9 protein-coding genes are annotated in these 17,128 nt (G+C 42.7%); 2 read left to right on the forward strand and 7 right to left on the reverse strand.

Annotated features, from left to right (window positions below; genetic code table 11):
* Positions 1-4: 4 nt before the first annotated feature.
* The 3 genes from M8E35_RS16910 to addB form a co-directional block, all read right to left on the reverse strand.
* A complete protein-coding gene (locus M8E35_RS16910; RefSeq protein ID WP_252470450.1) occupies positions 5-3,037 on the reverse strand; it encodes an FAD-dependent oxidoreductase in 3,033 nt (1,010 codons plus the stop codon).
* Positions 3,038-3,323: 286 nt separating this feature from the next.
* Positions 3,324-7,427, reverse strand: coding sequence for a UvrD-helicase domain-containing protein (locus M8E35_RS16915; protein ID WP_252470452.1), 4,104 nt, complete (start codon positions 7,425-7,427; stop codon positions 3,324-3,326).
* Entirely contained in the window at positions 7,420-11,163 is a 3,744-nt protein-coding gene (gene addB, locus M8E35_RS16920; RefSeq protein ID WP_252470454.1) for a helicase-exonuclease AddAB subunit AddB, read from the reverse strand. The genes M8E35_RS16915 and addB overlap by 8 nt, the downstream gene beginning before the upstream one ends.
* Before the next feature lie 137 nt (positions 11,164-11,300).
* Here addB and M8E35_RS16925 point away from each other — a divergent pair, with 137 nt between their 5' ends.
* Positions 11,301-12,026, forward strand: coding sequence for a polysaccharide deacetylase family protein (locus tag M8E35_RS16925; protein ID WP_252470456.1), 726 nt, complete (start codon positions 11,301-11,303; stop codon positions 12,024-12,026).
* Positions 12,027-12,038: 12 nt separating this feature from the next.
* Here the strand turns inward: M8E35_RS16925 and M8E35_RS16930 are convergent, their stop codons facing one another.
* The 4 genes from M8E35_RS16930 to cls form a co-directional block, all read right to left on the reverse strand.
* Positions 12,039-12,887, reverse strand: a complete 849-nt coding sequence (locus tag M8E35_RS16930) for a YitT family protein (protein ID WP_252470458.1) — start codon at positions 12,885-12,887, stop codon at positions 12,039-12,041.
* 191 nt (positions 12,888-13,078) lie between these two features.
* Positions 13,079-14,392: a DUF4349 domain-containing protein gene (locus M8E35_RS16935; protein WP_252470460.1), complete on the reverse strand. Its 1,314-nt coding sequence runs from the start codon at positions 14,390-14,392 to the stop codon at positions 13,079-13,081.
* Positions 14,389-14,901 carry an RNA polymerase sigma factor gene (locus M8E35_RS16940; RefSeq protein WP_252470462.1) on the reverse strand — a complete coding sequence of 171 codons (513 nt, stop codon included), beginning with the start codon at positions 14,899-14,901 and terminating at the stop codon, positions 14,389-14,391. The genes M8E35_RS16935 and M8E35_RS16940 overlap by 4 nt, the downstream gene beginning before the upstream one ends.
* Positions 14,902-15,144: 243 nt before the next feature.
* A complete protein-coding gene (gene cls, locus M8E35_RS16945; RefSeq protein WP_252470464.1) occupies positions 15,145-16,569 on the reverse strand; it encodes a cardiolipin synthase in 1,425 nt (474 codons plus the stop codon).
* Between the two features lie 277 nt (positions 16,570-16,846).
* On the opposite strand from cls, the gene M8E35_RS16950 reads away from it, so the two are divergent.
* Positions 16,847-16,924 (forward strand): hypothetical protein, encoded by a 78-nt coding sequence (locus M8E35_RS16950; protein WP_252470530.1) that lies wholly within the window; start codon positions 16,847-16,849, stop codon positions 16,922-16,924.
* Positions 16,925-17,128: the final 204 nt, after the last annotated feature.

Here is a 17,128-nt window from a genome sequence, read left to right on the forward strand (position 1 = left end):
AAATTTATAGGGAGTTTAACATCTCCACAATTTGCTCGTTTGTACACCCTCTGAGGCTTATAGCTCCGCAACGACAACTCGAAGCGCATGCTCCACAGCCTTTACATAGAGCATCGTTTACAACTGCTACGCGGTTAACCATATCAACGGTGACTGCTTTGGCTGAGCAAACTGCTTCACAAGTTCCACAGGCAGTACATTTGCGTTTGTTGACAAAAGCGTTTAGACCGGCAGATTCTACTTGATCTTGTGATAAGGCTACACCTGCGCGTCCAGCGGCTGCTTTAGCTTGAGCTACAACTTCTTCCATATTTTTAGGACTGTGAGCAATACCTGCCATAAAGACTCCATCTGTACTAAAATCGACAGGACGTAATTTCATATGTGCTTCTAAGAAGAAACCTTCGGCATTTAAGGGGATTTTGAACCATTTGGAAAGTTTCTTGCCGTCAGCAGGCGCTTTAATGGCAGCAGCTAAGCAAACTAGATCTGCTTCAATCTCTATAGGTCGATCTAAGACATGATCTGTGACTGTTACCACAAGGGTGTCTGCTTCCTTGCTTAGGACAGGTTTGGCATTCTCACTATAGCGGACAAAGATGATCCCAATTCGTCTTGCTTCCTCATAGTCCTCTTCGTAGTAGCCATAAGTTCTCATATCTCTGTATAGAACGAATACATTAGCTCCTGGATTTTTCTTTTTGACCTTAAGAGCTAATTTAACGGATTTAGTACAGCAAGTACGGCTACAATATGGGTTTTCATCAGAACGAGAACCCACGCATTGAATAAAGACAAAATTCTTAGCATTATCTACTTTAGGGTCATGGTTATAGATTGCCTCATCCATTTCGATTTGGGTCATGACGCGGTCATCTTGACCATATAAGTATTCCTTAGGCTTGTATTCTTGCCCGCCAATGGTCAGGAGTGCTACACCATGTGCCAGTTGTTCTCCATTTTCCAAAGTGGTGGTAAAGTTACCCAAGAAACCTCCAACGTCTTTTATTCCCACACCTACGTGAAGTTTAATGTTTGGATGGTTGCTTACTTGATCGATAAGCCCAGCAACAAAGGCTTTCATGTCTTCTCCTCTGAAACCGGTAGAGAATCTTCTAGCAACTCCACCTAAAGCATTATCTTTTTCGACCAAATGAACTTCATAGCCTTGATCAGCTAAAGATACGGCACTTGTCATCCCAGCTACTCCGCCGCCGATCACCAATGCAGTATGATTCATTGACATGAAGATAGGTTGGACAGGTTGTTGCATGGAAGCACGAACGATTGCTAACTTTGTGAGATCTTTCGCTTTCTCGGTCGCTTTTTCAGGCTCGTGCATATGAACCCAGGAACATTGGTCTCGGATGTTAGCCATGTCAAACAGGTGGGCATTCAAACCTGCTTCCTTCAAAGTCTCTTGGAATAAAGGTTCATGAGTTCGCGGACTACAGGAAGAAACAACAATTCTATTCAGTTTCTGTTCACTAATCAATGCTTTGATCGAAGCCTGAGCATCTTGAGAACAAGCATAGATTTTGTCTGTAGCATAGGCTACAGTAGGCAGAGTTTTGGCATATTCTACAACACTGGGTACATCTACAACCCCGCCGATATTGACACCACAGTGACAAATAAAGACACCGGTTCGTATAACATCTCCAACAACATCTAATTCAGGTGGATATTCTTTTTCACTAACCAGGGTTCCACGCTCATCGGATAATAAAGCGGAGGCAGCACCAGCAGCGGCACTGGCTTGCATAACAGTTTCAGGAATATCTCTCGGGCCACTGAAGGCTCCTGCAGCAAAAACACCTGCTTTGGAGGTATTTACCCCACTAAGCGGTTCAAGCTCAGCAAATCCAAATTTGTTGACTTTGAGATCTAACATTTGTGCTAATTCTTTGGAACTGTCGCCTGGCTCAAGACCCACAGAGAGAACGACTAAATCAAATTGGTCTTCACAAATTTTTCCATCTTCTGTGGAGTATCTTATGCAAGCATCTCCGGAATCATCTTTGGCTTCGGTAACTTCATATACACGAGAACGAATGAAGTTAACCCCTTGATTATTCTTAGCGTTGTTATAATATTTTTCAAAATCCTTACCAGGGGTTCTCATATCCATATAGAAAATGGTTGTATCCACTGGAATATGGCTATGTTCTTTAGCAATAACGGCTTCTTTGATAGCGTACATACAGCAAACACCAGAACAATAATTATTATTGATTTTGGCGTTTCTGGAACCGACACATTGGATCCAAGCGATCTTTTGTGGCTCTTTTTGATCAAAAGGTCTTACTAAATGTCCGTCAAAGGGACCAGAAGCGCTGAGAAGACGCTCAAATTCAAGGCTTGTTATAACGCTTTTGATTTTTCCATAACCGTAGTAATCGAGCCTGGAGGCGTCAAATATTTTGAAGCCGGGATTAAGAATCATTGACCCTACTTCAACTTCAAATTCTTTGTCTTCCATCTGATGGTCGATTGCGCCAGCTTGACATGCTTTAACACATTTCAGGCAAATGTCTTTCCCTTTGGCTTTACCACGAGTTTGATACAAGCAATTCTTTTCGTCAATTCCATAGGCATTTGGGAAGGCTTGCGAATACTGTTTAAACGCAGCTTTTCGTTTTCCTAAGCCCTGATTAAATTCATCATCGACTTTTACCGGACAAGCCTCAGCACAGGCTCCACACCCCGTACATTTTTCCAGATCAATGTAACGTGCCTTTTGCTTAATAGTGACTTTAAAATTTCCGGCTTCTCCTTCAGTTTTAACAACTTGTGAATTGGTGTAGGTTCTCACGTTAAGATGGCGTCCGCATTCAACTAGTTTTGGGGACAAAATACACATCGAGCAATCATTGGTTGGGAAGGTCTTATCCAACATTGGCATAGTTCCGCCAATTGCTGACGATTCTTCTACCAAATGAACTAAGTATCCCGACTCTGCTAAATCCAGTGCAGCTTGAATCCCGGCAATTCCTGCGCCAACAATCAAAACAGAACCTATTTTATTTTGACTCATTACAACCCCTCTTTCATCCTTACTCCTTATTAAAGATAGTTACAACAATCACAAGGAACTGTAATTAACTTCGCCATTTAATTGAAAAATCCTTTTTAGAAATGACGAAATATTATGGAATTAAATAATTTTATAGCAATCTACCCTTATTTAATCATTTAATGACATATGTTCAAAAATTTGAACACTAATAAGGATAGAAAAGCTCAAATATTATACTATTTTAGACTAGAATTAGAATGTAATATTACTAAAGATAATTGTAAATCCATAGATTTGGTATGACTTAGAGAAATGGAAAACCAGGTTCTAAAATGCTTTTACGCAGCTCCTCTGAAATCGTAATTTCGCGGCCAAGGGTAAACGAATAGAGCGTACAACTCGTAACCACTATTTTATTTAAGCGTTCAATAGCTTGGGCGTAGAGTGACAGTTGCAGGGTATACCTCTCTCTTAAAATCTGCTCTGGATCAGTTTCACTGTCTGTTCGAAATGAATCTGTCTTATAGTCAAGAATCTCTGCTGTAATATTACCGTATTCGTCCTTGTACATAATAACCACATCAATAACCCCTTGGACCAGGATTTTTGTCTGGTCCTCGGACGGAAACGTTAGTGTAAAGGGTACTTCTCGAAGAATTTGTTCTGCTTTAAAAAGTCGCTGACTTAAGGGGGTGCCCAAGAAATGTACAACCTGTTCTGGTTGAATGACACTCCGTTGCTCAAAACTAAGTATTTCTCGATGTTCTAATTGATTCAGAAATTCGTTTATTTCATTAATTTGTTCCTTCAGAGACAGGCTTGGCCAATGGTTTTCCCATTCTTTAAGGGGAAGATGCTGCATAACTGTGTGCAACGCGGTTCCTCGTTCGGCAGCAGTTAATTGTTTTGTTGCTTGAAGGAATTTTGGCCTTTTTATGGTATCCGATTGATTCCAAAGTGTGGATATTGAGGACGCCTCATCATTTACATGCCAGGTTTGTTGACGTTTTAGTTCACTAACACTCGTTTTAGCAACCTGCCGAACAGACTTTGGATGTGGGTACTGCCAGCTTAGACGTCGACTGACCTCAGAATACCATTCTTCAAACGTCTTAATAATAGAAGAGTTCTCTGTATTGCTTTGCTCGGTATCGGTATCCGTTTCCTTCTTTGGTGCTTCTTCGACGCTTACGCCAAGTTCCTGAGATTCTTCCCTGTTTATTTCTTTAACTGATGTTAAACTGCAGTGTCGATGAAGTTCCCATTTTGAACTTATATCTGGCATAGTTAAAGTTAAAGGAGGATTTTCCTCACCAAAAAGTTGGTCTGGATGTCGTGCTAAGGCAGGACCGATCCAATCCAGAAAGCACTTGGCACTCCGGAGTTGACCTGATGGCAAGGGGATATCTTGCCAATCTAAAGTACGATACCATTTATTGAGTGTATTATCGAAATTGTCCATGGAGCCATAAAGTAATAGACGTTCCTTAGCCCTTGTAAGAGCTACATAAAGAATCCTCAACTCTTCAGCCAAAGATTCTTGAGCCAAGCGTTGTTTGACAGCGTATTGAATTAAAGACGGATAGCGCACATTGTTTTCTACATCGATGATTGGCATACCAATTCCTAATTTGGAGTGTAGAAGCATCTTGCCTCGGAGGCTTTGGGTATTGAAAGTTCGACCTAGCCCAACCACAAAAACAACAGGGAATTCCAGTCCTTTGCTGGCGTGAACCGTAATTAACCGAACGACATCTTCATTTTCCCCTAATGCTCGAGCACTTCCCATGTCTTTACCTTGTCCTTGGAAGCGATCCAGAAAGCGCAGGAAACGGAACAAGCCGCGGTAACGAGTTGCTTCAAAGCGACGGGCACGGTCATAGAGCACACGCAGATTTGCTTGACGCTGTACGCCTGCCGGTAAGGTTCCAACATAAGCCAAGTACCCCGTTTCTACATAAAGAGACCAAAGCAAATCTGCCAAGGAAGTACGTCGGGATCGTGTTCGCCATGATTGCAGGTTAAGCCAAAAATCTGAGATTTTCTCCTTTAACATCGGAGCGGCGGATAGAATTAGACGAGCCTTGTTAAGTTTTTCTGGTAAGGATTCCTCATATAGCCCTAAGATGATTTTAAACTCATCGACTTGCTCTGAGGCAGAATTTCCCTCGTCAAGCCCGGCCCATACTGCAATGGTAAGTGCTTCAAAGAAATCCCCCTCGGGGAGCATCATGCGAATTTGGCCTAACTCTCTCCCATTTAGACTTACCAACGGGGAGCGCAGGACTGCTGCCAAAGGAATATCCAGATGTGGATTATCAATGATTTTAAGAAGTGACAAAATCGTTTCCACTTCACTGGCTCCGAAGTAACCACTGGTTGTTTCGGCATAAACAGGAATGCCAGTGTTCTGGAATTCTTCTATATAGATTGGCGCCACCGCTGAATAAGAACGCATCAAGATGACAATATCAGAATATCGTACTGGTCGAAATTCTGTGTTGTTTTTGTCATAGATTTGAAATTCCGCTCCTTGGACAATACCCTGGATCCTCTGGCTGACAAGGCGTGCTTCGATTCGAGCCTTATCCATATCTTCTGATGATAAAGTGTCTCCCAAGTCCTCAGCGTCATTTTCTGCAGGGTTGACACTTTCTGCACTGTCACTTTCTGATTGTCCTTCGCTCAAAGTCGCAACATCTTTTGTCCCTTCATCAGAATATGAACTCAGCTCGTCTTTTATACTCTTTGAGTCAATAAGGTGAACTTCAATTGGGCCTTCTGCAGTGCGAATTTGATTTTTCCCGGAAACAAAGGATGCTCCATATTGTAAGGCTGCCTGGTCATCATAGGAGATTTCCCCGGCGCTCAAGGTCATGATCTGACGAAAGAGAAAATTAACCCCCTCTACCACCTCAAGCCGACTACGAAAGTTACGGTTTAGATCAATTACCATTGTCTTAGTATCGTTTGTCATGTCTGATTGCCAATGGGGAAGCAGGTTGTATTTTGCAATAAATAAATTTGGGTCTGCCATGCGAAAACGATAAATGCTTTGCTTGACATCACCCACCATAAACAGATTAGGGGACTCCCCTTGTCTGGATACCTGATGTAAAATGCGTTCTTGAACAGGGTTAATGTCCTGATATTCATCCACTAATACTTCAGCAAAAAACTCCTTTAATCCTTGCGCAATCAAAGAAGCCTCACCCTCTTCTTCCAGTAATCGGAGGGCAAAATGCTCCAGGTCAGTAAAGTCTAAAATGTTGCGTTGTCCCTTGGCAGTCGCATAAACTTGAGAAAACTCGCTCACTAAGTCACTTAGTGTTTGAGCCATAGTTCCCATCTCTCGCAAGCCAGGCAACTGTTCATTGAGAGGATAAGCGAAGACCGCTTCTTTTAAAGAATTCAGTTTCTTTTTAGCGTCGTCCCTTAATCTTTTACTTTCTTCCTGTAACCCCTTTTGCATGGATTCATCGTATTCGGCTTGTTCAGCAACCAGAGCAGACTTCTGCTTCGATTTTGATCTTATCGCCGGCAACTTTGGAAAGTTGACCGCAGAGTAAAACTCCACTTCAACCTCAGCCCAATCCCCTTCTTGTAAAGCTCGGTTAAGTAAACCAACGCGGTTTAGATCATCTTGCAAGGTTGCTGAGTAAAGCATTGGCCCCCCAGGACTTTGGGTAATGTGTTCGGCCCTTGTGAGTAAGTTTAAACTTTCACTTACAAGATCGAGTAGTCCTTGGCGAAGGGCTTGCCCCCATTCGCTTTGCATTAGGGATTTGATATTATCCCAAGAATAGGCCATTTTAAGCGAACTTAACCAGGACTTAGGTTGGGGTTGACTATAGGCGAATGAATAGAGATTAAGAACATGCTCAATTAAGGGGTGATCATCACGATCCGTGCCAAAGGCTTCGACAAGCCTCAAAAACTCATTGTCTTCTTTGGCATACCTAGTCTCAAAGATTTCTTCAATGACATCCTGACGCAACAACTCTGCCTCGGCTTGATCCGCAACTCGAAAGGCAGGATCAAGCTCAAGTTGGTAAAAGTACTTTCTGATTAACTCTAGACAGAATGAATGCAGTGTAGTAATACTAGCCTGATGAAGAAGGGTGCGTTGGCTAAGAATGCGCTCGATTTCCCTAGGCTCTTGTTCCTGAAACAGAGCGTCGTCTAAGGCTTTGCCGATACGCTCTCGCATTTCATTGGCTGCTGCTTTTGTAAAGGTTACAACCAAAAAACGGTCAACATCGACAGGGTCTTCAGCATTCTTAATGCGGCGGATTAATCGTTCCACAAGTACAGCTGTTTTGCCTGAACCAGCTGCGGCGGCAACTAAGAGTTCTCCTTGCAACATGATGGCGGCATCCTGTTCCTCTGTCCATTTGGGTTTACTCACTCAGATTACCGCCTTTCAACTTACGAGTCTGGATCTTTCGATCCTTCTTCGGCTCACTCTCTTCACCAAGCCAGTTTAAGGTTAAAACGTTGGAATCTTTTATTTCGGGCAAAGAGTCACAAGGAGTATCTTCTTTTGATATATCCAGGCGTTCCCAAACCTCCTCTGGTTTTAGCGCAGACAGATCTCGGTATTGATTTTCCGGCAGGTAGGGGTCAAAGTGACACACGGGCTTATATGCACAATACTGGCATCCCGTACTCTTTCCTCTGCGGAAAGGAGATAGGGAAATGTCACCGTCTAGTATTTCTTCCCCTTTCTCTCGAAACCACTGACGAAGATAGTCACTAAGCAGAGAAAATTGACCCTCAGTAAGGACATTGGTCCCTTTTTTAAAGGTACCATCTTTTTTTAATTTAAGTCCCAATAATTCGGATTGCCCTGTCGTAAACGTTGAATCCATGGCTTCTAACACTTTAGGATTTGCTAATAAATAGCCACTGACTTTGACTGTTCTGACTCGATGTTGCTCCAACTCTTCCGTACTAAGAGGAAGTTTCTCTTCGAGCTGAGGTTCCAGTACGGGGAAATAAAGAAATCCCGCAGGGATCTTCTGTAGAAATGGGTTATCTCTCCCTGCAGCAATCTCACTCATGCTGCTTTCTGTACTTGATTCCGTTTCCTCTGACGAAGGCAAAGCTAGCGTAGTATTTAACAAGACTTCCGCTCCCTGTAGAGCGACGTTTAAATAAGTAAGCAGTTGGAGATTTAAGCCGTAATAAATAGAATCCAACGATAAGGATAACTCACGGGACTTATAATCAAGGATACGCAGATAGACTTGTCCATCCAAGAAAGCAGCATCCACTCGGTCAATTTGTCCGCAGAGCAACAGCGAATCGTCTTCAGTTAACGGTATCTCCACTCCAGGAAGCGTCTCTTGCGGGCCAAAACCTACTTCGAGTTGGATCGGAATAAATATCCCTTTTCGGGCATGCTCGCCTAACACTCGAACTGCATGATGAACTGTGCGCTTCAGTTTATGGGTTAAATAGCGGTAGCGAGCGCTGCTTAAAAGGATTTCATGCTGCAGACTAGGAGCTATTTGATCTGCCAGATCACTAATAAGTGCCCAAGATTCTTCCTTCGTCAATTTGCCCCAATCTAAGCCGCGTGACTGTAGTTCGATTGCAAAATCATGTAAAAGAGTATGAAAGAATTCCCCCATATTGGGGCTGGATAATTGATAAGCAGATCTCTCACGCAACTTCAGTCCATAGCGGGCATAATGACCAAAAGGACACTTGGCGAATTGTTCCAGACGAGAGACACTAGCCATCAAGCGTTTACCATATAAGCGTCGAGCTAGCGGACGCTGCAGTTTCCCCTCCTGATTCTGGGTCGTGAGGCTGGCCTGTAATCTCTTAGTTTGATTATGGCGAAGCGGATCCTCGATGAGCCACTTTTCAGTTGCCTGCCAAAGAGTTGAAAGCGGTTCTCCTTGGCGCAGAGTGCGAAGTTGTTCAGCATAGATTTGAAGAGTAGAATCCGGTTGACTAATCTGATGTATATCTTCTTGGTTTCCCAGGAAATTCTCATTCAGGGTTGGGAAAAGGTGGCCGATCCGTGTGACAACAGGAGAAACTGTCAGCCCTTTCCCCTCTTCATCAGTCAAAGGATAAGAAACCACAAGTTTTTCTACAGCGCGGGTGAGTGCCATATATATGAAAAACTGTTCTTCATAAGTCTGAGACTTCCCTTTTGGAGCAAGGGCAACCCCTGCTTTCTCTAACTGTACCCTTTCCTCAGCGTCGAGTACTCCGTCAGAAACTGGTCGTGCAGGAAGTATGCCTTCGTTAGCCCCTATGAGAAAAAGAACTCGTACTTCAGGATTTCGTGATCGATCTAATGAACCCACTAAAACTTGGTCAAGTCCAGGGGGAATCAGACCTAGTTCAATCCCTTCTATCCCGGAAGAAAGTACTAAGGCATAGTCCTCAAGCTCTAGGCTTTCTTCCCCCAACCCAACCACAATTTCATCCAGGACTTGAACGACGGATTCCCAGATTTGTTCATGCAACCGAGCCTCGCTCAGATCTCCTTCTTCTTGGGCTTTTTGCGACCACCTTTTTAAGGTTGAAGGAATATTTAAAGTTTCTAGAAAAACATATAATGCTTCCGTGACTGTCCGCACATTTGAAGTTTTAGATTGAGCTTTCGATAAGAATCCATGCATCAATGGAGCAATGAGGTCGTAAACAGTCTGTCTGGAGGAGTTTAGTTCCGCTTGAAACATAAGCTCTGTAACTCGTTGTTCCTCATTTTTTCCTAAAGTCCATTGACGGTGATATCGCCAATCAACATTTCTCGTCCAGCCCTCGCCATGTATCCCATGTTCTAGTACATAGTTTTCCAATCGATCGACCGCATCCCTTTGAAGCGAAAAAAAATCTGTTTTTAAACAGCGAAATAGCGGTTCATACCCCCAATTGCTCTGCGCAACTTCCAAGATGGATTGAAGCAGTTCAATTAGCGGATGGTGGAGGACAGAACGTTTATAATCTAAGAAATGAGGGACTTCATAGGACGTGAAAACTTGAGCAATCAGTTCTGCATAACCTGTGAGGTCACGAGTCGTGACCGCCATCTCATTCCAGCAAAAACCCTCATCCCTAGCCAAGCGCCTTAGTTCTCGTGCTACTCCCTCTACTTCAGCCCTCCGATTGACTGCTGAAAAAACCTGAATGCCTTCAGTTGCAGTGTCAACAGTGATAGGCGCTTCATCCATAGAATTGCATGAATCGAAGGACTGATTAGTTCCATAAGATATAGTTGGATACGCAGAATAATATTTCTCTAAATGCCAAAGCCAAGGATGTTTAAATCGTTTTGAGGCTTTAAGCAAGGTAGGAGGGTGTATAATGGTACCCGTTTCCAGAGCAATGCGTTGCAGGTCCTGGTAAGTTTTCCAAGGTCCTGTAAACAGCTCCTCTCCCGCTCTAAATATCCCAGTCTCGAGATGGCGCTCCTCTGAAAGGTAACTCGGATCAAGAGAGGACGTAATGACAACTTCCTGAGCACTTGACATGATAATCTTCAAGACTTCTAATTCTTGAGGGGTAAATCCGGTAAACCCGTCAACCCATACTTTTGCCCCTTGGATAAGAGGGGCATAAGGGATTTTTTCTGCCAAAACTGTCAGTTCATCATCTGGATCTCGAATTCCCTGCCCAAGTGTTGCTTGAAACTCTTCATAAATGAGGGCTAAGTCATCAAGCTTATCTAATAAAATACTGCTCGCAGTTTTAGCCTTTCGTAAATCATTTGGGACAACTCGATAAGTCTTAAATTCTCCGATGGCTTGAGCAAGCAGTTCAGCCATGCCAGGTCGAGTAGCAGAGCGCGCGAACGCCTTTAATTTGAGACGGTGCTTTAAAAGAATTTTGCGAATCAGCATCCGTTTGCCTATCGTGCCGATCAGAACTTTTTGTCCGCCTCCAGTCTCTGAAAATACCCGCCAGCCCAAGCGTCGAAAACTTAAAACCTGAGCTCGCAAGCTGCCTCCAAGATCCGGCGTATTTGCTAAAGCAACCTCCAACTGATAGGTAGCCTGTTCAGGAACGAGGAGGATAAATGGTGCCCCTCCCGGTTCATTGCGGAGCTCACTTCGGATTTCTTCTAAACACAGGGTGCTCTTGCCGCTGCCGGCTCGACCAAAAACGAAACGGAAACCCATATAACTCCCTCCCTTCCACAAGACATTTCATCAGCTTACAAAATTATTTCCAAGTTTTAAAATAGTTTAGAGAGCAGAATGCATGTAACCCATTGTTCATCCATAGGTATATAGAAGCGACTTGGGGGTGATGGACAGTGCGCATTTATGTTTTGTCTCGGCGAAAACTGCTCTTAGGATTATTGTTCCTGTTCACTGTGGGGGGGACTCTAGCTATAACTCAATTTACGCTGACAACCCCCTCTTTGGTTCGGACTCCTGGTACTTACTATTTGGCAAATACCCCAGAAAAGGTTGTAGCGCTTACCTTTGATGATGGACCGGATCCAATCGATACTCCTGATATACTGGATATCCTAAAAGAAAAGGAGGCGCGGGCCACATTCTTTGTTTTGGGGAAGGCGGCACAATCAAACCCTGCCTTATTAAAGCGCTTAGTAAAAGAAGGACATGAAATTGGAAATCATGGTTTTAACCATGATTATCAACAACGCCATTTAGTTAAAGAAATGAATCAAACAGATCAAGCAGTTTATGCTGCAACAGGCTACCACACATATTTTTATCGTCCTCCCGGCGGGTTCGTATCAAAAACTCAACTGGAAACCACTAACCGAAATGGCCATGTTGTAGCGCTGTGGAGCGTTGACAGCAAAGATTGGAGAAATCCCGGAGTAAAACAAATTGTGGACAATGTTGTTAAAAATGTTTTCCCGGGCTCAATTATCCTCATGCATGACGGAGGTTATCAACGCAGTCAAACAGTAAAATCACTAGGTCCCATTATTGATGCTTTGAGAGCTCGCGGTTATCGTTTAGCTACTTTGAGTGAACTTAAAACCTTGGATTCAGAAACAAAGTAATAATGCTTTAACTCACTCATTGGAAATAAATCCGCTTCCGAAAACTTCTCCGGCATTTTGAATAATTATAAAGGCTTGAGGATCTATTTCCCGCACAGCTCGTTTTAGGCGGCCTATTTCAGGCAGACTTACGACACAAATAACAATGTCTTTCGGCTCACAAGAGTAAGCACCTCTGCCATGTAAAAACGTAGCCCCCCGTCCTAAATCAACCATAATTCGGGCGACAAGTTCCTCGGATCGATCTGAAATGATGGTAATTGACTTTGCTGGAACGCCACTCTCAATTAGATCAAGTACACGTCCATATACGAACAGCATTACCAAAGTATAGAGTGCTGCTTTCGAGCCAAGTACTGCCCAAGATATCAAGATAATGACTCCGTTGATAGCTAGGGCTGAGGTGCCCATAGGTACTCCATACTTGCGTTGAATGACTTTAGAGACAATATCGGTGCCCCCCAGGCTGCCACCAAATTGAAAGACAATAGCAGAGGAAACCCCCGAGATGACCCCTCCATACAGAGCCCCTAAAAAAATGTCGTTAAAATCGAAAGGTTTAACGCCGTTAAATAAATCCAGAAAGATAGAGAAAATCGCTAATCCCCATATGGTTTTAAAAACGAACTGTTTATCTACTTCTTTCCATCCTAAAACAAATAACGGTACATTTAGTATAAATGTCACGATCCCAATCGGAAGATTAAAAGTATAGTAGAGGAGCAGGGCAATTCCACCGACGCCGCCTCCACTTAAACCGGAATAGACAATAAAGCCTTGAATTCCATAAGCGGCAAGGATGGCACCGACAGCAATCCCTATAATCCCTCCAATAGACTTTGATCGTTTTGATAGTTTCAAATAAATGCCCCCTACTTTTTGGTTAAAGATTACATTTCATTATACAGACATATAGATTGTACGTAAAGTCGAGTCACGATACAGCAACTTACTGGCACCAAGACTTAAGGTTCTGGCCCTGACTCAATACAAGGAGGGCTTAGACATGCATTTATCTGCAGATCTAAGCCCTCCTTGTGGTTGCCGAATAATTACTGTGATTTACTCTTTTGCCATACTCGATAAAGGATCCAACTCAAGGCACCGATTAAAAGGTAAGGGGAGGCATACCCTATCCCGACTACCAGATAATTAAGTCCATTCCAGGTACTGCTCAAAGTTTTCAATACAGCATCCCCTGCCGCTTTCCAGGTTTCACTCCAAGAAATCGGTTGCCACGGGTTCGTGACATTGAGATTTGGACTTTGGCGAGTAACGATTTGAAGGGTTACCGTGGAGTAGTCTACCTGATGGTTCCAAAGTTTTAATTGACCCTTTAATTGTTCAATCTGTTGACGAACGTTGCTCAGCGAGTTTTCCACTTTAAGCACGTCCTCAATAGTTGTCGACTTGTCAAGGATTTCGAGGTAACGTTTCTCTTCGGCCTCTAGAATTTGTAAACGTGCCTGGGAATCATAGTATTGGTTAGTTATATCATTGGCCTGCAAGCGTTGTTCGAGCACCTTACCCCAAGCAGAAAAGGTATCCTGCAACCCAGCAAGCTTGTCGGCCGGAATCTTAACCGTCAACTGCGCGGATGAATGATAATCTGATTCGCTTTGTTGAGATGTGACCACATATCCGCCTAATTGTTTTACCTCTTGGCTGATTTGCGTCACCGTATCCTTGATGGTTGCCACCTCAAGGGTTAACTCTAAATCATGAATGATTTTCCTCGAAACCCCAGTATCTGCGGGAGGAACGCTTGGTTGATCTGGTGAAAGAGGAGGAATTTCAACATTTTCACGCATGTCTGAAGAGGTATTTGTACTGTAAAGCGAATCTTTCTGAAGTGATTGTGCTTCAGCAATTTCGTCATTTGCTATAAAGGTGTCATTAACCCCTTTTGTTTTTGCATTACTATCCGCGCCCATTTCCATTGAACCTTTTGAATCCGCAGCCTGGGGGGGACTTCCTACCGATTGGGCTAACTTCTGAGTGCTCCCCATGCGAGGGAAAATGTTCAATGAACCATTCATAGCTTCCTGCCCGATGATCACGAAGAGGGCTAGCGCAACCACAGAAAGACTTAGTTTCCAATGACCAAAATTACTCATAGTGAGCAGTCTTGAACGTAATCGTTGAGCTAGACTTTCCTTTTCGTTAATATTCACATCAACATGAAACTGTTTTGAATCTTCAATGCTGGCCATTTTTTCAAGAGCCTTTTGCTTCACACTCTGCTTAATTTGCTCATTACCCTCTATATCTCCCTCAATCGTTTGGAAGAAAGCTTTCATACGTTGCAAATCACCATCCTCTTCCCAGAGTGCGGTGAGATCCGTTTTATAAAAAAATCTTTTCATCGGACTCTGCCTCCTCTGTCCAGGTTCCCCTGGTAGATTTTTCGGAACCCTTTCTTAGCCCGGTATAGAAGGCTGTCCACTGCCTGTTGTGTTGTTCCTAAGATTTCTGCCGCTTCTCCTGCACTGAAACCCTCAATTAATCGGAGTTGGATAACGTTAACCTGTTGAGGAGAGAGCTTAGCCAGGGTTTCTTTAACACTTAACAGAGTTGCCCACGTTTCACTTTGATCGGATTGCTGCGACATGGGTAGCGGCGTATCTTCGAGCGTCATCACAGGGGTACGTTTATGACTTCGGTAATAATCTGCAATCTGATGGGTAGCAATTTTTAGGGCCCAAGACTTAAGGGCCGTCTTTTTTTCCATATTTGGCAGACCGCGCCACACTTTCACGATTATTTCAGCGGTTACATCTTCCACATCTGGCTTAGGTATTCGAATCGAAACAAATCGGTAGATCAATGGAAATAAAAGTTCATAGGTCTCATCAAAGGTCGAATTGGCCTCCACCTCGTCGTCAGCCTCCTGCCTTCTCTCTTTAATACGTTATTATCTATCTGAGTTACACAAGCTATCATACCATAGGATTTCGGAAGCATATAGGAGTTAAAACCATGACTGGATTTACATTTAAATAGACGTACTCTCTCTGCTTCATCTGACACCCTAACCGTAAATTTTTTATAAAAACAAAAAAATACACCCTGTCATTTCGAACAAAGATGCATCCTTTCGGTTAAAATGAAAAATCTGCTATAAAAGCGGTGAAAACACACGGGCACTCGATTCCTTAAATCGTTCTATGACTGAGCGTTTTTGAAACTCTTCAAGAATGACTTCCCTGCTCTCTTTCAAATCCATCTCAAAATGTTTCTTCAAACGTCCGGCAATTGTTGAGTCATAGATAAAGGCACAAATCTCAAAATCCAGGAGAAAACTTCGCAAATCCATATTAGCAGATCCTACCGAAGCAAGCTGATTATCTATGATAAGGATCTTGGCATGAAGAGTTCCTTTCATGTATTCGAAAATCCTTACACCCGCCTGAAGTAAGTCTTCAAAATATGAATTCATAGCTAGAAACGTCAGTTTGTGTTCTGGGATTCCTTGGACAAGGAGCCGCACGTCTAAACCGCTGAGGGCAGCGGTTTTTAAGGCCATGATCAAGCTTGCGTCGGGGATAAAGTATGGGGTTTCTATATAGATACAATGAGTCGCCATTGTGATCGAGCTAAAAAAACTCTGCAGAACTGATGTCCACCTTGAATCTGGTCCACTCCCCAGTATTTGGATTGGGAGATGCTGTGAAATTTTTGTTTCGGGGAAATAACGTTCCCCTTTAACCTCCTGACGAGTCACAAAATACCAATCGTTCAGAAAAATAGCTTGGAGGGTATAGACGGCTTCCCCTTCTAGTTTTAAATGTGTGTCACGCCAGAAACCTAGTTTGGAGTCGCGAGATAAGTATTCATCGCCAATATTAAGTCCTCCCATGAAACCGGTACAGCCATCTACGACAACGATTTTGCGATGATAACGCAGATTTAATTTAGAAGTAAGATAGGGAAAGCGAATTGGGAAAAACCATTCTGCCAGAATTCCTGCTTCACGCATACTTTTCATAAAACTCCCTGAAATTGAAATACTTCCCATTCCGTCAAGCAGGACACGAACTTCTACTCCCTCAGTAACTTTACGAATTAAGATCTTCAAGACATCTGCACCAATCTCATCGTCTTTGAAAATATAATAACTGAGATGTATGTGATGGCTTGCACTTTCTAAGGAGTTGAATAATTCTAGAAATTTCTCCCTACCGTTCAAGAGGATTTCCACTTGATTATGAACCGTTAAAGGAGCATAGCCTGAGTTTAAGTGAAGCTTGACCAATTTTAACTCATAATTAGTATTTGGATTTAAATCTCCGTTCTTAATGTTTGTTTGCTGCTCACTAATCCAACGATTATATGAATTATCTTGGATATGTTTAGCATGAAACAAAGGTCCCCGAGTTTTTCGCCCAAATACTATGTAAAGGATGAACCCAAGTATAGGAAGGAGACCAAGTATGAAAAGCCAGGTTATTGTATTTCCAGGAGTCCGATTTTCTAAGAGTATTGCCGACCAAAGGAAGATAACCTGAAGAAGGTTTATAAGCAATAAAAAGCACCATAACATTGTATCACGACCCTCTTAGTTTATCAGTGTATCAAATGTTAATTCCTATATTCAGACTTTTTCACAGAGTCTAGTTATCTCCAGAATTAATCATTAATAGTCTTAATCAAAACCATTTTATCTGGCCCTCTACTTAGAATTTATAATTAATCATCTTCAGCTTGATTAATTGCTTGGCTGGACTTCCTAAAAGTTAGTTGTGCTATTTCTTACCAATAATTTTTTCAATTAGGAAGAACCCTGCAATTATATTTATGCATAATAGTTACATGGCACCTTGAATTGGCAATCAAGGGGTCTCTTACTACAACTTAAAGGACAAATATCGGAAGAAGAAATTATAAAAATCGCTTAATCAATTGAATAAGAAATACCACGGTATAAGCCGTGGTATTTCTTATTTAATAAATCAAAATCTCAGTCAGACAGATATTATAATCCAGTCCAGCCTTTCAAATCCTCGATTAAATCCCCTTTTTAGATATCTGTTTGCACTTGACTAATCCATTGTTGAGAGCCAATTTGTCCTAATGACCAACGACCCTCAACTTTGTTGTTT

The organism is Desulfosporosinus nitroreducens, assembly GCF_023897015.1.
GTDB classification, from domain to species: domain Bacteria; phylum Bacillota; class Desulfitobacteriia; order Desulfitobacteriales; family Desulfitobacteriaceae; genus Desulfosporosinus; species Desulfosporosinus nitroreducens.